General features: G+C 59.6%; 25 protein-coding genes, 1 tRNA gene and 1 pseudogene. 18 read left to right on the top strand and 9 right to left on the bottom strand.

Annotated features, from left to right (window positions below; translation table 11 throughout):
- Position 1: 1 nt before the first annotated feature.
- Together GKKCFE_RS17415 and GKKCFE_RS17410 are read left to right on the top strand one after the other, a co-directional pair.
- Positions 2-2146 carry a 3-hydroxyacyl-CoA dehydrogenase NAD-binding domain-containing protein gene (locus tag GKKCFE_RS17415; RefSeq protein WP_445576895.1) on the top strand — a complete coding sequence of 715 codons (2145 nt, stop codon included), beginning with the start codon at positions 2-4 and terminating at the stop codon, positions 2144-2146.
- A gap of 89 nt (positions 2147-2235) precedes the next feature.
- Entirely contained in the window at positions 2236-2970 is a 735-nt protein-coding gene (locus GKKCFE_RS17410; RefSeq protein WP_047228238.1) for an amidotransferase, read from the top strand.
- Between the two features lie 99 nt (positions 2971-3069).
- On the opposite strand, the gene GKKCFE_RS17405 is transcribed toward GKKCFE_RS17410, so the two are convergent.
- From GKKCFE_RS17405 to GKKCFE_RS17395, 3 genes are all read right to left on the bottom strand, one after another.
- Complete coding sequence (locus GKKCFE_RS17405) at positions 3070-4041, bottom strand: magnesium and cobalt transport protein CorA (protein ID WP_047228239.1); 972 nt, start codon at positions 4039-4041, stop codon at positions 3070-3072.
- Between the two features lie 214 nt (positions 4042-4255).
- Complete coding sequence (locus tag GKKCFE_RS17400) at positions 4256-4978, bottom strand: lysophospholipid acyltransferase family protein (RefSeq protein WP_076383849.1); 723 nt, start codon at positions 4976-4978, stop codon at positions 4256-4258.
- Between the two features lie 214 nt (positions 4979-5192).
- Complete coding sequence (locus GKKCFE_RS17395) at positions 5193-5882, bottom strand: crotonase/enoyl-CoA hydratase family protein (protein ID WP_047228241.1); 690 nt, start codon at positions 5880-5882, stop codon at positions 5193-5195.
- Between the two features lie 307 nt (positions 5883-6189).
- On the opposite strand from GKKCFE_RS17395, the gene GKKCFE_RS17390 reads away from it, so the two are divergent.
- From GKKCFE_RS17390 to GKKCFE_RS17380, 3 genes are all read left to right on the top strand, one after another.
- Positions 6190-6279, top strand: a tRNA-Ser gene (locus GKKCFE_RS17390).
- A gap of 197 nt (positions 6280-6476) precedes the next feature.
- Complete coding sequence (locus tag GKKCFE_RS17385; RefSeq protein ID WP_439125146.1) at positions 6477-7004, top strand: hypothetical protein; 528 nt, start codon at positions 6477-6479, stop codon at positions 7002-7004.
- 334 nt (positions 7005-7338) lie between these two features.
- Positions 7339-7839 (top strand): nuclear transport factor 2 family protein, encoded by a 501-nt coding sequence (locus GKKCFE_RS17380; protein WP_274090953.1) that lies wholly within the window; start codon positions 7339-7341, stop codon positions 7837-7839.
- A gap of 77 nt (positions 7840-7916) precedes the next feature.
- On the opposite strand, the gene GKKCFE_RS17375 is transcribed toward GKKCFE_RS17380, so the two are convergent.
- The 3 genes from GKKCFE_RS17375 to GKKCFE_RS17365 form a co-directional block, all read right to left on the bottom strand.
- The gene (locus tag GKKCFE_RS17375) at positions 7917-8984 is read right to left on the bottom strand and encodes an alpha/beta fold hydrolase (protein WP_439125145.1); all 1068 of its coding nucleotides are present in this window, start codon (positions 8982-8984) and stop codon (positions 7917-7919) included.
- A 179-nt stretch (positions 8985-9163) separates the two neighbouring features.
- Positions 9164-9640, bottom strand: a complete 477-nt coding sequence (locus GKKCFE_RS17370; protein WP_076383851.1) for a GNAT family N-acetyltransferase — start codon at positions 9638-9640, stop codon at positions 9164-9166.
- Positions 9641-9744: 104 nt separating this feature from the next.
- On the bottom strand, positions 9745-10095 hold the full coding sequence (locus tag GKKCFE_RS17365; RefSeq protein ID WP_439125144.1) for a DUF7079 family protein: 351 nt from the start codon (positions 10093-10095) through the stop codon (positions 9745-9747).
- A 137-nt stretch (positions 10096-10232) separates the two neighbouring features.
- Between GKKCFE_RS17365 and GKKCFE_RS17360 the strand changes: the two are divergent.
- From GKKCFE_RS17360 to dapF, 5 genes and pseudogenes are all read left to right on the top strand, one after another.
- Positions 10233-10616 (top strand): annotated as a pseudogene (locus GKKCFE_RS17360) (GNAT family N-acetyltransferase); the annotation flags it as partial.
- Positions 10617-10712: 96 nt separating this feature from the next.
- A complete protein-coding gene (locus GKKCFE_RS17355; protein WP_445578052.1) occupies positions 10713-11288 on the top strand; it encodes a GNAT family N-acetyltransferase in 576 nt (191 codons plus the stop codon).
- 75 nt (positions 11289-11363) lie between these two features.
- Positions 11364-11765 (top strand): PaaI family thioesterase, encoded by a 402-nt coding sequence (locus GKKCFE_RS17350; protein WP_047228246.1) that lies wholly within the window; start codon positions 11364-11366, stop codon positions 11763-11765.
- Between the two features lie 106 nt (positions 11766-11871).
- Complete coding sequence (locus tag GKKCFE_RS17345) at positions 11872-12237, top strand: VOC family protein (protein WP_445576894.1); 366 nt, start codon at positions 11872-11874, stop codon at positions 12235-12237.
- Positions 12228-13049 carry a diaminopimelate epimerase gene (gene dapF / locus GKKCFE_RS17340; RefSeq protein WP_439125143.1) on the top strand — a complete coding sequence of 274 codons (822 nt, stop codon included), beginning with the start codon at positions 12228-12230 and terminating at the stop codon, positions 13047-13049. Before GKKCFE_RS17345 ends, dapF begins: the two co-directional genes overlap by 10 nt.
- Here dapF and GKKCFE_RS17335 read toward each other — a convergent pair.
- Positions 13031-13768, bottom strand: a complete 738-nt coding sequence (locus GKKCFE_RS17335) for a GntR family transcriptional regulator (protein ID WP_107322040.1) — start codon at positions 13766-13768, stop codon at positions 13031-13033. The two genes, dapF and GKKCFE_RS17335, sit on opposite strands and share 19 nt — an antisense overlap.
- Before the next feature lie 167 nt (positions 13769-13935).
- Here GKKCFE_RS17335 and GKKCFE_RS17330 point away from each other — a divergent pair, with 167 nt between their 5' ends.
- Together GKKCFE_RS17330 and GKKCFE_RS17325 are read left to right on the top strand one after the other, a co-directional pair.
- Positions 13936-14760, top strand: coding sequence for an amidohydrolase family protein (locus GKKCFE_RS17330; protein WP_445576893.1), 825 nt, complete (start codon positions 13936-13938; stop codon positions 14758-14760).
- Positions 14761-14794: 34 nt separating this feature from the next.
- Entirely contained in the window at positions 14795-16093 is a 1299-nt protein-coding gene (locus GKKCFE_RS17325; RefSeq protein WP_445576892.1) for an SLC13 family permease, read from the top strand.
- A 145-nt stretch (positions 16094-16238) separates the two neighbouring features.
- Here GKKCFE_RS17325 and GKKCFE_RS17320 read toward each other — a convergent pair whose 3' ends face one another.
- Both GKKCFE_RS17320 and glcC read right to left on the bottom strand, forming a co-directional pair.
- Complete coding sequence (locus GKKCFE_RS17320) at positions 16239-16400, bottom strand: DUF2986 domain-containing protein (RefSeq protein ID WP_076383854.1); 162 nt, start codon at positions 16398-16400, stop codon at positions 16239-16241.
- 101 nt (positions 16401-16501) lie between these two features.
- Positions 16502-17275, bottom strand: a complete 774-nt coding sequence (glcC, locus tag GKKCFE_RS17315) for a transcriptional regulator GlcC (protein ID WP_047228250.1) — start codon at positions 17273-17275, stop codon at positions 16502-16504.
- A gap of 251 nt (positions 17276-17526) precedes the next feature.
- On the opposite strand from glcC, the gene glcD reads away from it, so the two are divergent.
- The 6 genes from glcD (at position 17527) to GKKCFE_RS17285 (ending at position 25927) form a co-directional block, all read left to right on the top strand.
- Positions 17527-19026, top strand: coding sequence for a glycolate oxidase subunit GlcD (glcD, locus tag GKKCFE_RS17310; protein ID WP_445576891.1), 1500 nt, complete (start codon positions 17527-17529; stop codon positions 19024-19026).
- Between the two features lie 5 nt (positions 19027-19031).
- On the top strand, positions 19032-20090 hold the full coding sequence (gene glcE / locus GKKCFE_RS17305) for a glycolate oxidase subunit GlcE (protein WP_445578051.1): 1059 nt from the start codon (positions 19032-19034) through the stop codon (positions 20088-20090).
- Between the two features lie 2 nt (positions 20091-20092).
- On the top strand, positions 20093-21310 hold the full coding sequence (glcF, locus tag GKKCFE_RS17300) for a glycolate oxidase subunit GlcF (RefSeq protein ID WP_445576890.1): 1218 nt from the start codon (positions 20093-20095) through the stop codon (positions 21308-21310).
- Between the two features lie 12 nt (positions 21311-21322).
- Positions 21323-21724 carry a heme-binding protein gene (locus tag GKKCFE_RS17295; protein WP_047228253.1) on the top strand — a complete coding sequence of 134 codons (402 nt, stop codon included), beginning with the start codon at positions 21323-21325 and terminating at the stop codon, positions 21722-21724.
- Positions 21725-21802: 78 nt separating this feature from the next.
- Positions 21803-23980 carry a malate synthase G gene (locus tag GKKCFE_RS17290; protein ID WP_445576889.1) on the top strand — a complete coding sequence of 726 codons (2178 nt, stop codon included), beginning with the start codon at positions 21803-21805 and terminating at the stop codon, positions 23978-23980.
- A gap of 249 nt (positions 23981-24229) precedes the next feature.
- Positions 24230-25927, top strand: a complete 1698-nt coding sequence (locus GKKCFE_RS17285; protein WP_188252067.1) for an L-lactate permease — start codon at positions 24230-24232, stop codon at positions 25925-25927.
- The last annotated feature ends 120 nt before the right edge of the window (positions 25928-26047 follow it).

Genomic DNA, 26047 nt, shown 5'->3' with positions numbered 1-26047 from the left:
CATGAGCGATGCCATCCGTTACGAAACCGGCCAGGACCGGATCGTCGTCCTGACCCTGGACATGCCAGGCCAGAGCGCCAACATCATGAATGCGACGTACCGCGAGGCCATGGCTGCCTGCGTCGCTCGGTTGACCGCCGAAAAAGACTCGATTGCCGGGGTGATCATTACCTCGGCCAAGAAGACCTTCTTCGCTGGCGGTGACCTCAACGAGCTGGTCAAGGTCGGTAAACCCCAAGCCAAGGCATTCTATGAAATGGTGCTCGGCCTCAAGGCGCAACTGCGTGCCCTGGAAACCCTGGGAAAACCGGTGGTGGCGGCCATCAATGGCGCGGCCCTGGGCGGCGGCTGGGAAATCTGCCTGGCTTGCCATCATCGTGTGGCGCTGGATCACCCGTCGGTGCAGATTGGCTTGCCGGAAGTCACCCTGGGCCTGTTGCCAGGTGGCGGCGGGGTGGTGCGGATGGTGCGGTTGCTTGGCTTGGAGAAAGCCTTGCCGTATTTGCTCGAGGGCAAGAAGGTGCGCCCGCAACAGGCACTGCAGGCCGGTCTGATCGATGAGCTGGCGGTGGATCGCGAGGACCTGCTGAGCAAGTCCAGGGCCTGGATTCTCGCCAACCCCAGCGTGGTCCAACCTTGGGATGCGAAAGGCTATCAGATCCCGGGTGGCACGCCGTCTCACCCGAAAGTCGCGCAAATGCTGGCGATAGCACCTTCCATCCTGCGCAACAAAACCCAGGGTTGCCTGCCCGCGCCGGAGAAAATTCTCTGCGCGGCAGTGGAAGGTGCCCAGGTGGATTTCGACACCGCCCACGTGATCGAAACCCGCTACTTCACTGAGCTGACCACTGGCCAGGTGGCCAAGAACCTGATCGGCACTTTCTGGTTCCAGCTCAATGAAATAAAGGCCGGCGGTTCGCGCCCGCAGGGCTTTGCACCTTATCTGACTCAAAAAGTCGGGGTGCTCGGCGCTGGCATGATGGGGGCTGGTATCGCCTACGTCAGCGCCATGGCCGGGATTGCGGTGGTGCTCAAGGACGTCAGCCTTGCCGCCGCCGAGAAAGGCAAGGCCCGTACGGCGGCGCTGCTGGATAAGAAGGTCGCCCGCGGGCAGCTCACCGTCGAGCAGCGCGAAGCCACGCTGGCGCGGATTCAAACCACTGACAGCGACGCGGACCTGGCCGGTTGCGATCTGGTCATTGAGGCGGTGTTTGAGGATCGCGCCCTGAAAGCCAGCGTCACAGCCGCTGCCCAAGCGGTTGTTGGGGCGGACGCGGTGCTCGCCTCCAACACCTCGACCCTGCCCATCACCGGTCTGGCGACGGCTGTACCGGATCAGACGAAGTTCATCGGCCTGCATTTCTTCAGCCCGGTGGAGAAAATGCCTCTGGTGGAAATCATCAGGGGCGCCCGTACCAGTGGCGAGACCCTGGCACGAGGTTTCGATTTCGTTCTGCAAATCAACAAGACGCCGATCGTGGTCAACGACAGTCGTGGTTTCTTCACCTCTCGGGTATTCGGCACCTTTACCAACGAAGGCATCGCCATGCTGGGTGAGGGCGTGAGCGCGCCAATGATCGAGACTGAGGCGCGCAAGGCCGGGATGCCGGTGGGGCCTCTGGCGATCTCTGACGAAGTTTCCCTCAGCCTGATGAGCCATATCCGCGCGCAAACCGCCAAAGACCTGCAAGCGGAAGGGAAAACACCGATCGAGCACCCGGCGTTCGCCGTGATTGACTTGCTGCTCAACGAATACAAGCGCTCGGGCAAGGCAGCCGGGGCCGGTTTCTACGAGTATCCGGCCGACGGGCAGAAACACCTGTGGCCGGAGCTCAAGCATCGTTTCGAGAAAGCCGACGGGCAGATTTCGCCTCAGGATATCCGCGATCGCCTGCTGTTCATCCAGGCCCTGGAAACCGTGCGCTGCGTAGAGGAGGGCGTGCTCACCTCCACGGCGGACGCCAACGTCGGCTCGATCTTCGGTATCGGTTTCGCCGCCTGGACCGGCGGTGCGTTGCAGTTCATCAACCAGTACGGCCTGCGGGATTTTGTCGCCCGCGCTCAGTATCTGGCCGAGCAGTATGGCGAGCGATTTTCACCACCGGCCTTGTTGCTGGAGAAAGCCGCCAGGCAAGAACTGTTCTGACTGACAGGGGAAGGGGCTTGCCTTGGGACGGTATTTCAAGGCACGCTCAGGGGTGTGCAATATTCCCATCATCGTGTCAGGTATTTTTTATGTCGCTGCGCATCTGCATTTTGGAAACCGATACCCTGCGTCCGGAACTGATCGACCAATATCAGGGTTACGGGCAGATGTTCCAGCGCCTGTTTTCACAACAGCCCGTCGCGGCTGAGTTCATTGTGTACAACGTGATGCAGGGGCAATACCCCAACGATGATGAGTCGTTCGACGCTTACCTGGTAACCGGCAGCAAAGCCGACTCCTTCGGCACCGACCCCTGGATTCAAACCCTCAAGACCTTCTTGCTGGATCGCTACCAGCGAGGCGACAAGTTGCTGGGCGTGTGCTTCGGTCATCAACTGCTGGCGCTGTTGCTGGGCGGCAAGGCCGAGCGCGCCACTCAAGGCTGGGGCGTGGGCACCCACCGCTACAAGCTCGCGGCCAAGGCGCCATGGATGAGCCCGGTGATGGAAGAGCTGACCCTGCTGATCAGTCACCAGGACCAGGTCACCGAGCTGCCGGAAAACGCCACGGTGATCGCGTCCAGCGATTTTTGCCCGTTCGCCGCCTACCACATCAACGATCAGGTGCTGTGCTTCCAGGGCCACCCGGAATTCATCCACGATTATTCCCGGGCGCTGCTGGAGATCCGCCAGCAACACCTTGGCGAGCAGATCTACCGCCAAGGCATGGCCAGTCTTGAACAGGCGCATCACGGCACCACGGTGGCTGAATGGATGATGCGTTTCGTCGCGCACAAGCCTGAAACCGCAGCGGCCCAAGACTAAAACACCATCGCCCCCACACTTGATAGACAGGTAATCAAGTGTGGGAGCGAGCCTGCTCGCGATGAATGTCACGCCAGCCTCAACCGCCTACAAGCGCGCTTACAACCACCCCGAGCGCTTGAAGCTCCCCCACAACGCGGTACAGCCCACCGCGATAAACCCCAGCACCAGAAAGTACCCGTAGTGCCAGGTCAACTCCGGCATGTTCTCGAAGTTCATCCCATAGATTCCGGCTACCGCCGTGGGGAACGCCAGGATCGCCGCCCACGCCGCGAACTTGCGCTGCACCACGCTCTGGCGCGACGCTTCGAGCAGCACGCCGACTTCAATGGTCTGGCTGGCGATGTCCGCCAGAGTCGCCAGGTCTTCCATCTGCCGCGTGACGTGAATCTGCACATCGCGGAAGTACGGGCTCATGTTTTTGTCGATGAAGGGAAAGTCCAGTCTTTGCAGTTCTTCGCTGATTTCCACCATCGGTGCTGCATAACGGCGCAGGCGTAATACGTCACGGCGCAAGCTGTGCAAGTTCTGAATATCCCGCTCGTTCAGGGAGCTGCACAGTACGTTGCGCTCCAGTTCATCGATCTCGGCGTGAATGGCTTCACCCACCGGCTGGTAATTTTCAATGACGAAATCCAGGATGGCATAGAGAACGAAATCTTCCCCGTGCTCCAGCAGAATAGGCCGCGCCTCACAGCGTTGTCGCACGTGGGCGTAGGACGCCGAGTGGCCATTGCGGGCGGTGATGATGTAGCCGTTGCCGGCGAAGATATGAGTCTCGATGAACTGCAGCTTGCCGTCCTTGCGCACCGGCGAATACGTGACGATAAACAGTGCATCGCCAAAGGTCTCCAACTTGGGGCGACTGTGCTTCTCCATCGCGTCTTCAATCGCCAATTCATGCAGGTTGAATTGACGTTGCAGGTTGGTCAGTTCCTGGGCACTGGGCTCTTCCAGGCCGATCCATACAAAGTGGCCCGGTTTGGCTGCCCAGGCGCTGCCTTCGTCGAGGGTGATGTTGGTGACTTTCTTACCGGCGCTGTAAACCGCAGCAGCAACGACTCTACCCATGATGGTGGTTCACTTCTTCTTGGAAAATGGCAGTGGCAGGCAATCTGTAGCTTAGTGTGCCCTGCTGCTTGAGAGTCAGCAAAATCCACCGAGTTCGCCGGTGGAGTCAAATGCCCTACAGGTGGAATCAGAATCGTGCGGGTTTTTGTGGTGAGGGGATAAACCCCCTCGCCACAGGGTTATGTGCCCGGCTGGCTATTGTTTAACAGGCTCGTTAAACAGCCTGCACCTGCCGGTCCATCACCGCGATGCACTCGCGCATTTGCTCACGGCACTGGGCGATGAGCTGGGGCATGTCATCCAGGCTCAACCCCGCCGTGGGAATGGCCGGTAGCGAGCGTATGAGGATGTCGCCGCCTCGCCAGCGATTGAGGCGCATGTGCTTGATGTAGCTGCTGACGCACACCGGAACAATCGGCACCCCGGCGGCGATCGCCATCTGGAACGCGCCTTTCTTGAAGGGCAGCAGATCCTCGCCAAGATTGCGCGTGCCTTCCGGGAATACCCAGATCGATGTGTCCTCGTGCTGCAACGTGTGAGTGGTGGTCAACATCGACTGGCGCGCCTTGATCGCGTTACCCCGGTCAATCAGCACATTGCCCGCCAGCCAGAACAATTGCCCGAACAACGGCACCCACTTCAGGCTCTTCTTACCGATGCACACGGTGCGGTAGGGCACCACGTTACCGAACACGAACAGGTCATAGTTGGACTGGTGGTTGGCAATGATCACGCAGCTCTGGGACTTGTTTACCAGCGTGTCGACCTCGGCCTTCACCCGCAGACGCAAAATGCACATGGCGGGCCACGCATACAATCTGGCGCATAAACGGCTGTTGTCTGGATTGAACGGCCGACACAACCCCAGGATCACCCCGAGCACACCCGCCAGCACAAAATGCACACCCATCAACAACATACGCAATAAAAACAGCATCTACAGGCCCCGTCGGGACAAAAGGTGGCGCAGTGTACGGATGTGCACTGTTTTCGGCAATTGCCGCTATAGAGGTAGGAGATGGGCGATGTTTGAGCGCATGTTTCCGATTAACGTGTCAGAAGCAGGCTAGAGCGGTTGTCGGTTTTTAAACGGAGCATGTAAGAAAAAGCCCGACACAGCGGTCGGGCTTTTCGTTTTGCGCTGAGGCAAGTTAACCCATGTGCTCCTGATCCAGCAGGATTGCACTGTCCAGCGTCTCCAGCAGGGCCTTGCGCACTTTCAGCTTGGTGTTCTTGTGGGCGGTCATGTTGATTTTCTTCAACTGACGCGCGGCCTCCAGCGCCGCACCCTGCAGCTCATCGGTCGACACCACCTTGTCGAGGAAGCCGGCGTCCACCGCGCTCTGCGGGTTGAACATCTCGCCATTGATCACCGAGCGATGAAACGCGGATTTGCGCAGGCGATCGCGGGCCAGCTCGATACCGGCGTGGTGCATGGTCATGCCGATCTGCACTTCGTTCAGGCCAATGCTGAACGGTCCATCGACACCGATGCGATAATCCGCCGACAGCAGCAGGAACGCTCCCTTGGCCACCGCATGCCCTGGGCACGCGACAACGACGGGGAAGGGGTGCGACAACAGGCGACGGGCCAGGGTCGAGCCGGCCGTGACCAGACTCACCGCTTCCTTGGGACCGGCGGTCATCACCTTCAAATCATAACCACCGGACAGAATCCCCGGTTGCCCGGTAATGATCACCACCGCCCGATCCGTCACAGCCTGATCCAGCGCAGTGTTGAACGCGGCAATCACATCCGGCGAGATGGCATTGACCTTGCCGTTGTTCAAGGTCAGGGTCGCGATACCGTCTTCGAGATGGTAGGCAATCAGGTCGCTCATGGCGCTATTCCTTGTAAGAGAAGTGACGCAGACGTTACCCACCGGCGCAGGCCAGGTAAAGCGCTGTGACTGACTCACCGGTCAGCCCCCAGCCCCGACAAACCGCCTGACCGCCCCATCGCCCGCGCCTTGCTCCATGGAACACTGCACACACAAACCCGAAGATTGGCCGGTTTGCCATGCCCTGACGCGTTTGAAATGCCCGACCACCTTAACCGCATGAAAATTCTGAAAAAAACCTTTGCCATCGGAAAAGCTTTCGACTACATTAGCGCGCCTCGACAGACTGAACAGTTTGCCGAGACACGGTGAAGTGTCCGAGTGGCTTAAGGAGCACGCCTGGAAAGTGTGTATACAGGAAACTGTATCGAGAGTTCGAATCTCTCCTTCACCGCCACATTCTGCAAACACAAACCCCTGATTTTCCTAGAGAAAGTCGGGGGTTTGTGGTTTTTGGTGTCTGAAAAAGGGTCATATGGGACAGATTTGGGACGGAGCTCGATTTCTTGTGGTAATCCAATATCTCCCCGGACTATCGATTACAGACAGTCGACCCACGCCTAACTATGTAGACCGTTAATGGAGCGAAGCAGAATGGATCAAGAGGATTGGGACCAAATCGGACGTGTGGTGGATGCACACGCGGAAGCCATTGGCGAACTCAAGGATTTTCAGCAGCGGCTGGAAGAGGACAAACACGTGGCCCTGCTGATGCAATTGAACGAGAAACAGATGGCTAGTGCGGCTACGTACACAAATCTAATCTTAGTCGCAGGTTACGCGGGTTTTTTTGGGTTCTGGTCCACGCTTTCTCTGCGACTGCCGCTCTGGTTGTATTCCCTCTGCGGACTGCTTGCCCTTTTTTCTCTTATGCTGTTTGTTTCTTGGGAGATCGTCAAAATGATCTGGAGTAATTTCCATATCGCTAAAACGAACTCAATGATCAAGGCAATCGGAGGTGCGAAGCTTCTTCAGTTATTCGAAGCTTCGCAGTTGCAGTATCAAATTCGATCTCAGCGGGTCTGGTGGGTTTTTTTACTTCCCGCGGTGCTAAGCGGTTTGGCTGCTGGCTTTTTGCTCATTGGTTTTTTCTGCATTCAACTCTGGGAACAGCTTCATTAGCCCAATTCCACTGGGCCCGCTACGACTGGATACTTTAAAGGAGTGATCTGGAGGGTGGCAGTCAGAGCTTTAGCGCTAACTGCAACATCCCCGCAACATCCGGTCCATCCTCATTGATCCACGTCCCATAATGCTGGCGGATCATGTTCCCTAGGTATGGTGGCGGCACTCCATGAACCGTCATGTGGCGATAACACGGCAAGTCAAAGGGAGGAAAATTACCAAACAGCATCGGGCAATCTCACAGCAGTATCGAGCAAAAGCTTCCGAGCCCATGCCGTTAAGGTTCCTCTTGAAGAGGTTCCTATCAACGTATTGTTGTGAGAGAAAGATCATGACCCCATGGATGAGTTTGGCTGTGCGCCTTCAGGCTGTCGCGCTGTGTTTGGTGCTTTCAACGAACACGGTTTCAGCGTCGCAAGCCGCTGACCAAAACATCAATACCGACCTGGTGCGCCAAGCATTTACCCACTGGCAACAAGGCCAAGGCACGGTTTTCGATCTGCTGGCGCCCGACGCAACGTGGACCGTATCTGGATCAAGCCCGGTTTCTGGTGTGTATAACAGCAAGACGGATTTAATCGAACGAGCCGTACGACCGATCACCGCTCGGCTGGCAACGCCCATTTCCCCTACCGTGCAAAGCATTGTGGCTGAGGGCGATGTCGTAGTGGTTCTCTGGAAGGGAGAGGCCATGGCCCTTGACCGCAAGCCCTACAACAACACTTACCTGTGGCACATGACACTCAAGGATGGCCAGATCACAGAGGTAACAGCCTTTCTGGACACCTACGTGTTGAATGACCTTATGCGTCGGGTTGATCCTGTTCGGTAATAGCCCGCAAAAAGACGGCTCGTTGAATAAACGAGCCGTTTTTTTATGCCGGTGTTATCAAGGCAAGGGGCTGACTATCAAAGATGATCCGCATCAATCACAGCCTTGGCAAACGCTTGCGGATCTTCCTGCGGCAAGTTGTGGCCGATGCCGCCGCTGATCAACCGGAACTCGTATTTGCCGGTGAAGCGCTTGGCGTAATCCTCGGGAGCTGGGTGCGGCGCGCCGTTGGCATCGCCTTCAAGGGTGATGGTCGGCACGCTGATGGAGGGCGCCGTCGCCAGTTTCTGTTCCAGCGCGTCGTATCGGGTCTCGCCCTGGACCAGACCGAGACGCCAACGGTAGTTGAATACGGTGATCTCGACGTGGTCGGGGTTTTCCAGCGCCTTGGCGCTGCGGTCGAAGGTGGCGTCATCGAATGCCCATTTTGGCGACGCCAGTTGCCAGATCAACTTGGCGAAGTCGTGGGTATTTTTCTCGTACCCGGCGCGGCCACGGTCGGTGGCGAAATAAAACTGATACCACCATTGCAACTCGGCCTTGGGTGGCAGCGGGTTCTGACCGGCGGCCTGGTTGCCGATCAGATAGCCGCTGACCGCGACCAGCGCCTTGACCCGCTCCGGCCATAGGGCCGCGACGATGTCCGCCGAACGTGCGCCCCAATCGTAGCCACCGAGCACGGCTTGCTTGATTTTCAGCGCATCCATGAAGTCGATCACGTCACTGGCCAACGCGGCTGGTTGACCGTTGCGAAGCGTTTTTTCGGACAGGAAATGCGTATCGCCGTAGCCCCGGGCATAGGGCATCAGCACGCGGTATCCCTTCGCTGCCAGCAAGGGCGCGACTTCGTCATAGCTATGAATGTCGTACGGCCAGCCGTGCAACAGAATCACCACCGGCCCATCGGCGGGGCCGGTTTCGGCATACGCCACGTCCAGCAGACCGGCCTTGATATGCTTCAGCGCACCGAACGGGGAGGGCGTTGTATGCGTGACGCCGGACTTGTTCGCGGTTGGCTGCGCGGCGCTGGTGGATTGCCCGTGGGCTACCCCGAACGCGCCGAACAGACTGAGAGCGAGGATGGATGAGCCGAGCAGGCGGCGATGGGTTTTACCGGTTTTGCTGTGCTGCAGTGCCGTTTTCATGGTGATGCCTCCATTGCGAGCCATGGGTCAGGGGCTCTGGTTGATGCCCTTGAAACCTTGGGTGCATTTGAACGGGGCAACGTATCCGGGCTGTGTCGAATGGGAGGTAAAAGTGCAAGGTTATGTAGCGATGTATCCTCGGGATACACGAGGATACATCGCAGCAAGATTGCCGGCGGCTAACGATTTTGGCCGGCTGCAGGATCGTTCTGTCGCAGATAATAATTGTCGAACTCACCGCTTTCGATGAGTTGGAAACCGTGGCGGATGTAGAAGCGATTCGACGCGCTTTCTTTGAGAGCGCCCACTCGTAATGGCAGCGCAGCGGCATCCGCCTCTTTGAATATTTGGCTGAGAACAGCAGAGCCTATTCCTGATCCCTGCGCGTCAGGGTGCACGTACAAGTGGTCAAGCAAGAGTTCATTGTCGTGACGTTTGATGACTACGAACCCCACCCTCTGTCCTGTTACCACGATGTGGCGTGTGCAGTCTGGTTTAAAACCGCCTAGAAATCGCTCGCGTGCGCGCACGGGATCAAATCGCCCGACACGCTCAAGACTTTCGCGCATGGCTTCGATTCTGACGGCTACCAGATCGTCCAGGTCGCTGTTTTGAGCGGGGACCAAGGTGACAAGCGAATGGGGTGTGAGGGGCATTATTTCGTGCTCTATCATTTTGCCGAAAGACGTTGATCAGTGTGAGATTGTTGCCTGCCGGGTGCGGCATCCTGAGCGCGCGAGGGAGCGGATAAAAACCGGGATCAGGCATATCCCGATGGAAGCCGGGTCGCCACATGGTTCCAGCATCTGGCGATCTCCACGGCAATACTGCCGCTGGGTTTTCGGACCTCGAGTTGATCATTTATCGTGAGCTGCTCCAGCAGCCACTCATCCGTCCATCCCGCCCATTCGCCTGCGACGGACCTGAGGTTGGCTTCCAGGACCGGGAACACTTCATTCCATAGGATGCTGTGGATTACCTTAGGTGAATAGCCGGTTTCAAGGATCACGCGAGCGATGTAGTCGTAGGTTAATTCGTCGATCTCGGTGTCGAGAAACAGTGATGAAAGGGCTTGCCAGATTTTCAGGCGATTGGGGTCAGCGGTTTTCATGCTTTGACTCTTTTTGTTGATGGCAAGGCTGGGCGTGTTCGTTTGAGTAATCGGCAATAGCATCCGTGGTTCAGCCTTCGGCCTGGACGTCTTGAAACTATCTTTCTGTCGTGGTTTCTGTCCATTGTCATGCGTCTATGATCACTGATCACCCGGAGCGAGAACTTGAAATGGATGCCTACATTCGCCTCGCAACAGTCGAGGACGCGCAAGCAATAAGCAACGTTGTGATCAGCGCTCTGCGTCAGTCCAATACGAAAGATTATCCGGCCGATGTAATCGCCCGGGTAGAGCAGAACTTTTCTCCACTGGCGATTGAGCGATTGATGGCGCGGCGTCGGATGTATGTGGCATCTGTCGATCAGCGTGTCGTCGCGACTGCCAGCCTCGATGGAGATGTGATCAGAAGTGTTTTTGTAGCGCCGCGGTATCAAAGAGCAGGCCTTGGCAGACGGCTAATGTCGGTCATTTGTTCAGCCGCTCTCGACATGGGTCTGGTCACTTTGCATGTGCCATCCTCCATCACGGCAGAGAGCTTTTACACAGAGCTGGGATTTCAGAAGGTACGTGACGAATTTGACGGTGCTGAACGCACGATCATCATGCGTAAATCCATGATGGAAACCACCCCCACGATTCAGACCCGCCGTCTTATCCTCACGCCTTTACAACTGGCCGATGCACCGGCTATCCAACAGCTGTTTCCTCATTGGGAAGTGGTGCGTTATCTCGACAGTCGCGTGCCATGGCCCTATCCGGAAGACGGCGCGCTGACGTACGTTCGCGACCATGCGCTTCCCGCCATTGCGGCCGGGCGCGAGTGGCATTGGATGATCCGCACTTGCGAAGATCCGGCACATTGCATCGGCAGCATCAGCCTGTACGATCAACCGGGCAACAACCGAGGCTTTTGGCTGGCGCCTCAATGGCAGGGAAAGGGCTACATGCGCGAGGCCTGTGAGGTTATCAACGCCTATTGGTTTGAAACCCTGGGGCGTCCCGTCATGCAAGCCCCCAAGGCGGTGGGCAATCATGCTTCGCGTAAAGTTTCGGAACATGAAGGCATGCGCATGATTGCAACACGGCAGGGCGATTTTGTCTGTGGGTCGTTGCTAAAGGAAGTTTGGGAAATGACGCGGGAAGCATGGCTCGAGAAAAAAGCGGCTTTGGGGCCATTGAGCAGGGAGCAATGAGTCTGGTCGCTTTTGACGACCATTAATTACAGTCGCCGGACCTGAATATGCCTACAGGGTAAAGGAGTGAAAAAAATGGATATTCCACAGGATTTCAAACCGTTATTTCGGAGCAGCCCTTTTCTTGATCTACTGGGCCCTTTCTACTATCGGGAAAACGCCGAAGGATTCACCGTTGGGATTCGGGTCGAGGAGAAACACACCAATGCGCGTGGACTCGCTCACGGAGGGTTGTTCATGGCGCTGGCTGACATTGCTTTGGGCTACAGCGCTGCCTTCTCGAAAGATCCGCCCCTCAAGCTCGTGACGACCACAATGACCACTGATTTCGCAGGCTCCGCTAAGGTCGGTGATTGGTTGGAGGCGGCTGTCGATATTCAAAAGTCCGGTAGCCGACTGGTTTTCGCCAATACCTATATAAGCGCTGGGGAGGAGCGCGTGGTACGAGCCAGTGCGTCTTTTCTTGTGGTTGGTTGAAAACATCTGGAGACGCACTACAAACGTCGAGCTTTGCATCCAAGCCCCGCTGCGATGATGCACAGCGTGCTTAGTTTCACCGTCAGCAGTGATCAAGGAAGAACACATGGAACCGACACTTAATCGAATCATGCTGTACGTACGGAACGTCCCGGCAACCTGCGCTTTTTATGAGCAACATTTCGGCTTTGTCAGTGAAAAGCATGTCGATGATCGCGTCACGGAATTGAAGCCTGCAAACGGTGGCGCGATTCTGATGGTTCATGCGGCAGGGAAGAGCGTTAAAACGGGACAAGTCACAGTCAAGCTGGTTTTTGATACCCGGGATGTTGAGGGCTTCAAGGAGAAGTGCATGGCCCAAGGCTTGAAGTTTGGCGCCACCCACAAGGCCGACGGCTATTCATTCGCCAATGCCAAAGACCCTGATGGCAACACCATCTCTATTTCCAGTAGAGCGTTTGCATGCCGCTGAACTTTCACAAAATGCACGCCAACGGCGATGATTTTGTTGTCGTGGACGCGCGAAACTCAGCCAACCCCATAACCAGTGCCCTGGCCCGGCGGATGGGTGATCGCAACCGAGGCATCGGTTTTAATCAGCTCGCGGTGATGCTCGATTGTGAGGATGCAGACGCACGCCTGATATTCTGGAATGCAGATGGTTCCACGCTGGACGTTTGCGGCAGCGCGACGCGGGGCGCTGCGGATCGGCTGATGCGCGAATCGAATTTGACTTCGATAACGCTGCGCACCCATCGCGGTCTGCTCACGTGCGAACGAATTTCAACCGGTGCAATTTCCGTCAACATGGGGCAGCCGCTTTTCGGCTGGTCGGACATTCCCCTGGCTGGGGACCTGGACAGCGCTGTTCTGCCACTGGCGGGTAGCCCGATAGCGTGCAGCATGGGCAACCCACACTGCACTTACTTTGTGGACGATCTGGCCGACGTTGATATCGCGACAGTCGGACCGGCAATTGAAACCAGCGCGCTGTTCCCGCTCAAGACCAACGTGCATTTCGTTCAGGTCATCAATCGAAAGCACATTCGTTTGCGCATATGGGAACGAGGCGGTGGCATCGCACTGGGCTCAGGTTCCTGCTCTTGCGGCGCCGCTGTGAACGGGATTCGTCGTGGCTTGCTGGATCATTGTGTTGAGGTTGAATGTGATGGTGGAAGCGTGACGGTTCAATGGGATGGCCGGGGACCGGTGTTTCTCATCGGACCGGTAGAGGCAACGTTTTCGGGAGCTATCCCCGATAGTTTTCAGCAAATCTCCACCTGATAGCGAAAAGTGTCGGCTGCGCCGCGCGACAGTCGGTATTCCAGGGGTTGACGGTCGTAGCCCAGGGCCACCCGTTCGACTACCACCACTGGGCTGCCGGCGCTGACTCCCAGCGTGGCGGCCAGCGGCTCATCGGCCGAGGTGACGGTGAGGGTTTCCCGGGCTGATGCGACGCGCATGCCGCAGCGTTCTTCGTAAAAGGGGTAGAGCAGGGTGCCGAAGTCGTTCAGGTCGGTGTCGAGCAGGGCGCCGAATTGAGCGGCCGGTAGCCAGATCTGCTCGTGGAACAGCGGCCGGCCGTTCATGAGGCGCAGGCGCTCCAGGCGGATGGTGGCGTCGTGCTCGGTCAGATTCAGCGCCTGGCGCACGTGGGCGTCCGGGGTCTCCTGGGTGCGACTCAGGATGCGGCTTTGCGGCACTTGCGATTGACCGCTGGCATCGACCTGTCGAAAGAAACGAAACAGTGAACCGTCGAAGTTGGGTCGGCGCACGAATGTGCCACGGCCCTGGACGCGCAGCAGTAACCCTTCCCCGACCAGCGTTTCCACCGCTTTGCGTACCGTGCCTACCGCAACGCCGTAGTGGCGGGTCAGTTCTGCCTCGGTGGGAATGGCTTCACCGGGCAGCCATTCGCCTGCGGCGATTTTCGCCAGCATCTCTTCACGCAGTCGTTGATAGAGCGGCAGTCGCTCGTCATGTCCAAGGTGTGTAAGGGCCATACCGTCAATCCGAATCCAAGCAATGCGCCACTTTACCTCACTGGGCGCGTTGACAGGGATGGTTGTTTATAGATATGGTCATCCAGTCATCTATATGAATTTCAGGTCTGTAATCACCTTACATGCCTGGCGGGCTCCCACAAAAAATCAACAAAGGCAGCTTCCTGATGTCCCTGTCGTTCGAAGGCATAGATACTCACGCCCACATATTCCGACATGACTTGCCCATGGCGAGTGATCGTCGCTACAGCCCTGATTACGACGCCTTGGCCGAGCACTATCTGGGGCATCTGGATCGCTGCAACCTTGCCCAGGGCGTGCTCATCCAGCCGAGCTTCCTGGGAACCGACAACCGTTTCATGGTCGAGGCCCTGCAACGTTATCCGCAACGTTTGCGAGGCATCGCGGTGGTCGAACCGGACATCGAGGATGCACAGCTCCACGCTTTGGCCAAGGCTGGCGTGGTAGGCATTCGCTTGAATTTGATCGGCAAGGCGCCGCAGGACTACATCGATGCCCGCTGGCAGACGTTTTACCAGCGACTGGCCCGACTTGGCTGGCAGGTTGAAATCCAGTGCGGCTTCGACGCCTTGGTCCTGGTTGTACCGTTCGTTCTGGCGAGCGGCGTCACGGTGGTCGTGGATCACTTCGGTCTTCCGTCCAACGGTATCGACCCGAGTAACCTCGCCCATCAGGGCTTCCTGGCCTTGCTCGGCGAGGACCGGCTGTGGGTCAAGTTGTCTGCCGCCTATCGCAGTCAGTCAGACCTGCCCCGCGCGGCTTGCGTGTTGGCGCAATTGCGCCAGGCGTGTGGCGGTATCGATCGTTTTGTCTGGGGCAGCGATTGGCCCCATACCCAGTTCGAGTCGCGCACCGGCTATGACGCGCAATTGGCCTTTGTGCATGCCTTGTTTCCCGACCCGGTGGAGCGCCGGCAGGTGTTGGTGGATAACCCCACAACCCTGTTCGGCTTTGCTGCGTCGACGCGTTGAACTCCCCATAACAAAATAATACGGAACACACATCATGATGAGCCTGTACGTCGTCGCCGCGATCGTTCTTGCTGTCGCGCTGGGATACACCACCAAAATCAACATCGGCCTGTTCGCCATCGCCTTTGCCTATCTACTGGGCTGTTTCGGCATGGGCTTGAGTCCTTCCGAAATCATCGCCATGTGGCCGCTGAAGATTTTCTTCATCATCTTCTCGGTCTGCCTGTTCTACAGCTTCGCCATCGTCAACGGCACGCTGGAGAAACTGGCCGAACACCTGCTCTATCTCTGTCGTAACGTGCCGCACCTGCTGCCTTATGCGGTGTTCCTGACCGCTTGCCTGATTGCCGGGCTCGGTGCGGGTTACTACACGGTGCTCGCTTTCATGGCCCCGCTGACGCTGCTGCTGTGCCAGCGCACGGGCATGAGCCTGATACTCGGTGGCATGGCGGTGAACTACGGGGCCCTGGGCGGTGCCAACTTCGTGTCCAGCCAGAGCGGTATCATTTTCCGAGGCCTGATGACCGGCCTGGGTGTTCCTGAAAGTGAAGCCTTCATCAATGGCCTGGCGATCTTTGCCAGCACCATGGTCATTCCGCTGGTGGTCATCACTGCGTTCGTATTCTTCGCCGGCCACGGCCGTGCGCTGAAGAATGCGGCGGTCGCGATCGAGACGCCGAGCCCGCTCAACCGTGAGCAGAAAATCACCTTGTGGCTGACCTTGCTGATGATGCTGATCGTGTTGGCCGGTCCCATCGCGCACATCCTGTTCCCGGACAATGCGACGGTGACGTTCGTCAACTCGAAGGTGGACATCGGCCTGATCGCCAGCGTGTTCTCGGTGATTGCGCTGATGCTCAAGCTGGGCGACGAGCGCAAAGCCATCGCCTCGCTGCCGTGGGGCACGCTGATCATGATTTGTGGCGTGGGCATGCTGATCTCGGTGGCGATCAAGGCCGGCGCCATCGACGCTTTGGCATCGTGGATTGGCGGCAATATCCCGCCTGTGCTGGTAGCCTTGGTGTTCGGTGTCGTCGCTGCGCTGATGTCGATTTTCGCCAGCACCTTGGGAGTGGTTACACCCGCACTGTTCCCCATGGTGCCGACGCTGGCCGCCGCCATGTCGATCGACCCCATGGTGCTGTTCATCAGCATCGTGGTTGGCGCCCAAGCCACCTCCATCTCGCCGTTCTCCTCCGGCGGCAGCCTGATCCTGAGCTCCTGCGCCGATGAGCAGAGCCGAACCCGGCTGTTTCCCCAATTGCTGCTGCGTGCCGCGCCCATCGGCTTCGTCGCGGCCATGCTGTTTAACCTTGCGCTGACTTTTATCTGAAGAGTTCGCTTTGGCAGGTCTGGGAGGTGCAATTCACTCAAGACCTGCCTGACCACTGTGGCGAGGGAGCTTGCTCCCGCTGGGCTGCGCAGCAGCCCCACTTTCACCGCCATTGCTGATGCGACTGGCGCTTAAGATCGAAGACTCAGCTCTCAGGGGTTATGACTGACTCTGGAGCGGGCTCGGCAGCCAGTTTTAACCGGTCAGCCTTACTGATGTATTTGGATTTCTTCGGCGGGGCCAGTTTGGCACTCGCCTTTTTTGCGTGAGCTTTCAGTAACTGATTTATTTTTTTACGACGATTCATACTTTTCTACTCGGTTTGCAAAGTCTTGGATGATGGTGACAGTTTGGTGTGAAACCAGGCATTGATTTTGCGCTTCCCAGCCGGCCCTGCTGCCCAGAAACCTACCCCCAACCCTCAAGCCGCATGGTCGCACGTACCAGGCGTTGCTCTTCCTGTTCGATCTCCTTGAGGTTGTCGCGGATGCTGTGGATGTGTTCGCGCGCGGCGCGCTGAGCTTGTTCTGGCAGGCGCTCGATGACGGCGTGATAGAGCCGGGTGTGCTGGCGGTCGATCTGGCGTTTTTGCATCGGGCGATGGTAGAGGTTGTTGACCGAGGCGAACACCGTACTGAGCATCAAATCGGTCAACGACTGCAGGGTGTGCAGCAACACCGGATTGTGCGAGGCCTCGCAGATCGCCAAGTGGAATGCGTGGTCGAGGCGGGCATGTTCGCGCGGCTCGGCAGGTACGGGTTGGCTGTGGGCGGCGAGCATTTCTTCGTAGCGCCGGGTGAGCAGGACAAAGTCTGCATCGGTGCCGCGCAAGGCGGCCAGGCGTGCTGATTCGGCTTCCAGCAGTGCGCGCACTTCCAGAAGATCAAACAGGGTGCGCGGCTGCGAATTGAACAGGTGCATCAGTGGGCTGGCATCGCGGTTCCCGTTCAGCGTGGCCACCCGTGAGTCACGGCCTTGGGCGGTCTCGATAATGCCGCGCCCGCGTAGCACTTTCAGCCCTTCACGCAGGGCCGAGCGGGATATTCCCAGTTTCTCGCACAGGCGGCGCTCCGAGGGCAGCGCCTGGCCCACCTTGAGCACGCCATCGACGATCAATCGTTCGATCCGCTCGGCGACCACATCACTGACCTGGCGGCGAACGGCGGATGTTTCTTCGAGCATGTCAGGGGCCTCGGCTAACTGGTAGTACCAGTTTTATATGGTCATTTACGCTGCGCCCAATATAGCCACTAACCCCTTTATAAGTAAGGCCCTTGGCAAAGACGGGTTAGAGGCGGGCTTGAATAAACTGGTCATACCAGTTCATCCGGTGATAGACGACCACCCTGCAAGGCTCTACATATAGCGCATAACAAGCAGCCCGGCTCGCTACCGGCGCGGCACAAAAGAACAATAAAGCGAGAAAGCCTGCCATGAGTATTTTGTACGACGAGCGCGTTGATGGGGCGCTGCCTGAAGTGGACAAGTCAGCGCTGCTGGCGGAACTGCGCCAGCAGCTTCCTGACCTGGAAGTGCTGCACACCCAGGAAGACCTCAAACCCTACGAGTGCGACGGCCTCTCTGCCTACACCACCACGCCGATGCTGGTGGTATTGCCTGAGCGCATCGAACAAGTCGAACGCCTGCTCAAACTCTGTTATCAACGCCGTGTGCCCGTGGTGGCACGCGGGGCAGGGACGGGCTTGTCCGGTGGTGCACTGCCATTGGTCCAGGGGATTTTGCTGGTGATGGCGCGCTTCAAGCACATCCTTGAAGTCAATCCAGAAGGGCGCTTCGCTCGCGTTCAGCCGGGCGTTCGCAACCTGGCCATCTCCCAGGCGGCCGCCCCTTACGACCTGTATTACGCACCGGACCCATCCTCGCAGATCGCCTGTTCGATTGGCGGTAACGTCGCCGAGAACGCCGGAGGCGTGCACTGCCTCAAATATGGCCTGACCGTGCACAACCTGCTCAAGGTGGAAATCCTCACGGTTGAAGGCGAGCGCATGGCCTTGGGCAGCGAGGCCCTGGATTCGCCGGGCTTCGACCTGCTCGCCTTGTTCACCGGCTCCGAAGGCATGCTGGGGATCATCACTGAAGTCACCGTCAAGCTGCTGCCCAAGCCGCAGGTGGCCAAGGTGTTGCTGGCCAGCTTTGATTCGGTGGAGAAAGCCGGGCGCGCGGTGGGTGAAATCATTGCGGCCGGCATCATCCCCGGCGGCCTGGAGATGATGGACAACCTGGCCATTCGCGCCGCCGAGGACTTTATTCACGCCGGTTATCCGGTGGACGCCGAGGCCATCCTGCTGTGCGAACTGGACGGTGTGGAGGCCGACGTGCACGACGATTGCGAGCGTGTCCGCTCGGTGCTGGGCGAGGCCGGCGCCACCGAAGTGCGCATGGCCCGCGATGAGGTTGAACGGGTCAAGTTTTGGGCCGGGCGCAAGAATGCCTTCCCGGCCGTCGGGCGTATCTCGCCGGACTATTACTGCATGGACGGCACCATTCCACGTCGCGAACTGCCCGGGGTGCTCAAGGGCATCAGTGAGCTGTCCGAGGCGTTCGGCCTGCGTGTGGCCAACGTGTTCCATGCCGGTGACGGCAATATGCACCCCTTGATTCTGTTTGATGCCAACCAACCCGGCGAGCTGGAGCGGGCCGAGTCCCTGGGCGGCAAGATTCTTGAACTCTGCGTCAAGGTGGGCGGCAGTATCACCGGCGAACACGGGGTGGGGCGCGAGAAGATCAATCAGATGTGTGTTCAGTTCAACAGTGACGAACTGACCCTGTTCCACGCGGTGAAAGCAGCCTTCGACCCGCGCGGCCTGCTCAACCCCGGCAAGAACATTCCGACCCTGCACCGCTGCGCCGAATTCGGCGCCATGCACGTGCACCACGGCCAACTGCCCTTTCCTGAACTGGAGCGCTTCTAATGGTGATGCAGCACGACTGCGACGCCAGCGAGGCGTTGCTGGAACAAGTCAATCACGCCCTCAACAGTGCTACGGCGTTGCGCATTCAGGGGGGTAACAGCAAGGCGTTTCTCGGTCGCAAGGTCGACGGCGAAGTGCTCGATACCCGTGCCCACCGCGGCATCGTCAGCTACGACCCGACCGAGTTGGTGATCACCGCCCGCGCCGGCACGCCGCTGGTTGAGCTGGAGGCGGCGCTGGACGCGGCCGGGCAGATGCTCACCTGTGAGCCTGCGCAGTTTGGTGGCGCCGCGACCCTCGGCGGGATGGTTGCGGCAGGTCTGTCGGGCCCGCGCCGGCCCTGGTCCGGCGCGGTTCGTGACCTGGTTTTGGGCACCCGCTTGATCACCGGAACGGGCAAACACCTGCGCTTTGGCGGCGAGGTGATGAAGAACGTCGCCGGCTACGACCTGTCGCGGCTGCTGGCCGGGAGCTTTGGCTGCCTGGGAGTGATTACCGAGGTGTCGCTCAAAGTGCTGCCCAAGCCGCGTCAGTGCCTGAGTCTGCGGCTGGAGATGGATGCCGCGCTGGCCTTGCGCAAGCTGGCCGAGTGGGGTCAGCAACCCATTTCGCTGAGCGCCGCCAGCCATGATGGTCAGGCTTTGCACCTGCGCCTGGAAGGTGGTGAAGGCTCGGTCGCAGCGGCCCGTGAGCGTCTCGGCGGTGAGCTGCTTGAGAGCTCGTACTGGGTTGACCTGCGCGAGCAGCGCCTGGATTTCTTCGCGGACCTGCGCCCGCTCTGGCGATTGTCGGTGCCGACCAACACCGGCGTGCTGGCGCTGCCCGGTGAGCAACTGATCGACTGGGGTGGCGCCCAGCGCTGGCTCAAGTCCGATGCCGATGTCGCGCTGATCCGCCAGATCGCCGCCCAAGCCGGTGGTCACGCCACCTGTTTCGCCACCGGCCACTGCGACAGTCCATTCCATCCGCTGGCCACCCCGTTGCTGCGCTACCACCAGCAGCTCAAAACCCAGCTTGACCCCCAGGGCATTTTCAACCCTGGCCGTATGTATCGCGAGGTGTAGTTGTGCAGACCCATCTGAGTGAACAGTCCAAGCACCTGCCGCGCGCCGAGGAAGCCGAACGCGTCCTGCGCAGCTGTGTGCATTGCGGCTTTTGCAACGCCACCTGCCCGACCTACCAGCTTATCGGTGATGAGCTGGACGGCCCGCGCGGGCGCATTTACCTGATCAAGCAAGTGCTGGAAGGCAACGAAGTCACGGCCAAGACCCAACTGCACCTGGATCGCTGTCTGAGCTGTCGCAACTGTGAGACCACCTGCCCGTCGGGGGTGCAGTACCACAATCTGCTGGATATCGGCCGCGCGGTAGTCGATGCCGCCGTGCCGCGCCCGCTGGCTCAGCGCGTATTGCGTCAAAGCCTGCGTGCCGTGGTGCCTCATGCGCGGCTGTTCAAAGGGCTGATTGAGGTTGGCCAGGTTTTCCGTCCGCTGTTGCCGGCCAGCCTCAAGGCCAAATTGCCGCGCACCGCCAGTGCCGCCAAACCCCGCCCCGAGCCACGCCATGCACGCCGTGTGCTGATGCTTGAGGGCTGTGTGCAGCCTGGCCTGGCACCTAACACCAATGCCGCCACGGCGCGGGTGCTTGATCGCCTCGGCATCAGCGTCACGCCGATCAATGAAGCCGGTTGCTGCGGCGCAGTGGACTACCACCTCCACGCCCAAGAGCAAGGCTTGCAGCGTGCGCGGCGCAACATCGATGCCTGGTGGCCCGCCATCGAGCAGGGCGCCGAGGCCATTGTGCAGACCGCCAGCGGCTGCGGCGCCTTCGTCAAGGATTATGGCCATCTGTTGGCGCAGGACCCGGCCTACGCCGAGAAAGCCAGGCGCGTCAGTACGCTGGCCAAAGACCTGGTTGAAGTGCTCAGCGTCGAACCTCTGGAGCAACTGGGTGTGCATGCCGACAAGCGCGTGGCTTTCCATTGCCCCTGCACTCTGCAGCATGCGCAGAAGCTGGGGGGCGCCGTGGAAAGCGTGCTCGCTCGCCTCGGTTTCGGTTTGACGGCTGTGCCCGACAGTCACCTGTGTTGCGGCTCCGCCGGGACCTATTCGTTAACCCAGCCGCAGCTGTCCAGGCAGTTGCGCGACAACAAACTCAATGCCCTGGAAAGCGGTAAGCCGCAGGCGATTGTCACCGCCAACATCGGCTGCCAGACCCACCTCGACGGCGCCGGTCGCACCCCTGTGCGGCACTGGATCGAACTGGTCGAAGAAGCCCTGAATTAACCGGAGAACAGCATGCTTAGCAAAGCCGTATTAAGCCAGACCGAAGTCAGCAAAATCCTCGCCGCTGCCCGCAGTGAAGCGGAGAAAAACCACTGGGCCGTGAGCATCAGCGTGGTCGACGACGGCGGTCACCCGCTGGCCCTGGAGCGCCTGGATGGCTGCTCACCGATCGCCGCCTACATCGCCGCCGAGAAGGCCCGCAGCGCCGCCATCGGGCGTCGTGAAACCAAAGGTTATGAAGACATGGTCAATGGCGGGCGTAGCGCGTTCCTGTCCGCGCCGCTGCTGACTTCGCTGGAAGGTGGTGTGCCGGTGATTGTCGACGGCCAGGTGATTGGCGCGGTGGGCGTTTCCGGGGTCAAGGCCGATCAGGACGCCCAAGTGGCCAAAGCCGGTATCGCCGCACTGGGCTGATTACAAGGGCTAGGCGCTTGCTCAGTGAGCCGCGCTGACATCTGACGCCGGCCATCTACTGTTTTTTGGAGAGTGAAAATGACTGATCGCGTGAACTGCCAGCGCCTGCAAGTGGCCGTCAACCTGCAACGTTTCGTCGACGAGCAAGTGCTGCCCGGCACCGGGATTGAACGCGAGGCGTTCTGGGCCGGCTTCGACGCCCTGGTGCATGACCTGGCGCCGCACAATCGTGCGCTGCTGGCCGAGCGCGATGCGCTGCAGGCGAAGCTGGACAGCTGGCACCGCGCGCACCCAGGCCCGATCAGCGACATGCCGGCCTATTGCGATTTTCTCGAGTCCATCGGCTACCTGTTGCCGCAGCCAGACACGGTGCGGGTCAGCACCGCCAACGTTGACAGCGAGATCACCCACCAGGCCGGTCCACAGCTGGTGGTGCCGATGATGAATGCCCGCTACGCGTTGAACGCCGCCAATGCGCGCTGGGGCTCTTTGTACGATGCGTTGTACGGCACCGATGCCATCGCTGAAGACGGTGGTGCTCAAAAGGGCCCGGGTTACAACCAGGTGCGTGGTGACAAAGTCATCGCCTTCGCCCGTGCGTTTCTCGATCAGGCCGCGCCTTTACGCATGGGCTCGCATGCCGACTCGGTCAATTACCGGGTCAGTGAGGGGCAACTGCAGGTGACCCTGGCTGACGGCACCCAGACCGGTTTGGCCCAGGCCGACAAGTTCGTCGGTTATCAGGGCCAGGCCAGCGCGCCGACAGCGGTGCTGCTGAAAAACAACGGCCTGCACGTGGAAATCCAGATCGATGCCGGCAGCCCGATCGGCGCCAGCGATGGCGCAGGGGTCAAGGATCTGCTGGTGGAGTCCGCGCTGTCGACCATTCTCGACTGCGAAGACTCCGTCGCGGCGGTCGATGCGGCCGATAAAGTGCTGATCTACCGCAACTGGCTCGGCCTGATGAAAGGCGACCTCAGCGAAGCGCTGGAAAAGGGCGGCAAGTCTATCGTGCGCCGTCTCAACCCGGACCGCGAGTACACCGCTGCCGCTGGCGGTGCGTTGAAGCTGCACGGCCGTTCGTTGCTGTTTGTGCGCAACGTCGGGCACCTGATGAGCAACCCGGCGATCCTCGACGGCGAAGGCCACGAGATCCCCGAAGGCATCCTCGACGGGGTGATGACCAGCTTGATCGCCCTGCATGACCTCCAGCGCCACGGTAACTCGCGTACCGGCAGTATCTATATCGTCAAGCCGAAGATGCACGGCCCGGCTGAAGTGGCCTTTGCCGATCAGTTGTTCACGCGCATCGAAGACCTGCTGCACTTGCCCCGGCACACCCTGAAGATGGGGATCATGGACGAAGAGCGCCGCACCAGTATCAACCTCAAGGCGTGTATCGCCAGCGCGGCGGCGCGGGTGGCCTTCATCAACACCGGCTTCCTCGACCGCACCGGTGATGAGATGCACACCGCCATGGAGGCCGGCGCGATGCTGCGCAAGGGCGACATGAAGAGCAGCGCCTGGATCCAGGCCTACGAGCGCAATAACGTGCTGGTTGGCTTGAGCTGCGGTCTGCGTGGTCGGGCGCAGATTGGCAAGGGGATGTGGGCCATGCCGGACCTGATGGCCGCCATGCTCGAGCAGAAGATCGCCCATCCCCAGGCCGGCGCCAACACGGCCTGGGTCCCGTCGCCGACCGCCGCCACCTTGCATGCCTTGCACTACCACCAAGTGGATGTGCAGGCGGTGCAGCGCGAGCTGGAAGCCATCGACCTCAACAGTCAGCGCGACGACCTGCTCAATGGCCTGCTCAGCGTGCCGGTGGTGGCCGAGCCTGACTGGAACGCCATCCAGATCCAGCAAGAGCTGGACAACAACTGCCAGGGCATCCTCGGTTATGTGGTGCGCTGGGTCGAGCAGGGCGTGGGTTGCTCCAAAGTGCCAGATATCCACAACGTCGGCCTGATGGAAGACCGCGCCACCCTGCGTATTTCCAGCCAACACATTGCTAACTGGCTGCACCACAACGTCGTTAGTCAGACTCAGGTGCGCGCAAGCCTTGAGCGCATGGCCAAGGTGGTCGATCAGCAGAACGCTGGCGATCCGCTGTATCGCCCCATGGCCGATGACTATGCCGCCTCGATGGCGTTCCAGGCCGCCTGCGACCTGGTGTTCAAGGGCCGCGAGCAACCCAGCGGCTACACCGAACCGCTGCTGCACGCCTGGCGTCTGCGGTTCAAGCAACAGGCCTGAGGGAGACACGCTCTGCAATCGTCGAGGGGCTGCGGTGTGCATCGTGATCGCAACCCCGAAAGCCCCTGCTTTAGCGGGGGCGCAATACAACAGGCCCCGACAGCCCATGGCTGCCGGGGCCCTTGAGCATGAGCGCGGCGACGGGTGATCCCCTGTCGACGCGGTTCGCGGAGCACCTGTGCTCTGGATGCGTGGCGCCGGATACCCCCGGCAAACTGTGGTTCACAACAATAAAAAGGAACCAAAACCATGAGTCAAACACTGCTGTCCATCCTGGCCTTCGTGCCGCTGGTACTGGCGGGCGTGTTACTGATCGGCTTTCGCTGGCCAGCCAAATACGCCATGCCCGTGGTCTTCGTACTGACGGCGTTGATCGGCCTCGGGGCCTGGGACATGACGTTGAATCGGGTCCTGGCGTCCTCGCTGCAGGGCCTCGTCCTGACGGCGGCGATTCTGTGGATTGTTTTCGGTGCCATTCTGTTGCTCAACACCCTCAAGCATTCCGGCGGCATCAGCTCCATTCGCCGTGGCTTTGCCAATATCAGCCCGGACCGTCGGGTCCAGGCGCTGATCGTGGCCTGGCTGTTCGGCTGCTTCATCGAGGGCGCTTCGGGCTTTGGCACACCTGCGGCGGTAGTCGCGCCGTTGATGGTCGCGTTGGGCTTCCCGGCCATGGCCGCGGTGGTACTTGGCATGCTGGTACAGTCCACGCCGGTGTCTTTTGGTGCCGTCGGTACACCCATGGTGGTCGGGGTCACAGGCGGCCTTGACCAGACCGGTCTTGGCGCGCAACTGGCTGCTGTGGGCAGCAACTGGGACGTGTTCTTCCATTTGATCGTCTCGCGGGTGGCGATCATCCATGCCCTTTGCGGGATTCTCATGCCGCTGATCATGATCAGCATCATGACCCGCTTCTTCGGCAAGAACCAATCCTGGCGCGAAGGCCTGGTCATGGCGCCGTTCGCGGTCTTCACCGGCCTCGCCTTCGTCATCCCTTACGCCGCCGCTGGGGTGTTTCTCGGTCCGGAATTCCCCTCGATGATTGGTGCCCTGGTGGGCCTGAGCATTGTGATCCCGGCTGCCAAAGCGCGCTTCCTGTTGCCCAAGACCACCTGGGATTTTGCCCCGGCCAGCGAGTGGCCAGCGGAGTGGATGGGCAAGATCGAGATGAAGCTCGACGACATGGCCGGCAAAAAAGCGATTTCCGTCCCCATGGCGTGGGCACCCTATGTGCTGCTGGCCGTGTTGTTGGTGCTGTCGCGCAACATTCCACCGCTCAAGGCCTGGCTGCTGTCCCTGAGCTTCGGGGCCAAAGACATTCTGGGGGAGACGGGCGTGTCCGCCAGCCTGGAATTGCTCTACCTGCCAGGTGGTTTGCTCTGCGTGGTGGCGCTGATGACATTCTTCTTGCACCGCATGCGCGCCAGCGAATTGGTAGCGGCCGTGAGCGAATCGAGCAAAACCTTGCTGGGCGCCGGTTTCGTGTTGATCTTCACCATCCCGATGGTGCGTATCCTGATCAACTCAGGGGTGAATGGATCGGACCTGGTGTCGATGCCGGTGGCAATGGCGCGTCTGGTCGCAGACAGTGTCGGCAGCGTGTACCCGTTCTTCGCCCCGGCGGTGGGCGCACTGGGCGCATTCATCGCCGGCTCCAACACCGTGTCCAACCTGATGCTGGCGCAGTTCCAGTTCAACACCGCGCAACTGTTGGGCATCTCTGGCGCGCTGATGGTGGCGTTGCAATCGGTAGGCGCGGCGGCCGGTAACATGATCGCCATCCACAACGTGGTGGCGGCGTCGGCGACAGTCGGCCTGCTGGGCCGCGAAGGCATCACCCTGCGCAAAACCATGCTGCCGACGCTGTACTACATCGTCCTGGCCGGTATCATCGGCATGATCGGCTTCTATCTGCTGGGTATCAGCGATCCGCTGACGAAGTCCTGAAACCTGCAGGCTGCCCGCCGATGGGGCGGGCAGCTTCGGTCAGGCGAGCCCACCGGAGCTAAACCAGCGCATCTGTTGACAGGTTGTAAATGAAAGCCCCTGATTCGTGATGAATCAGGG

It is taken from the genome of Pseudomonas sp. E141 (assembly GCF_052659885.1).
Note: the sequence above shows the minus strand (reverse complement) of the source record. Positions and strands in the feature narration are given on the sequence as shown.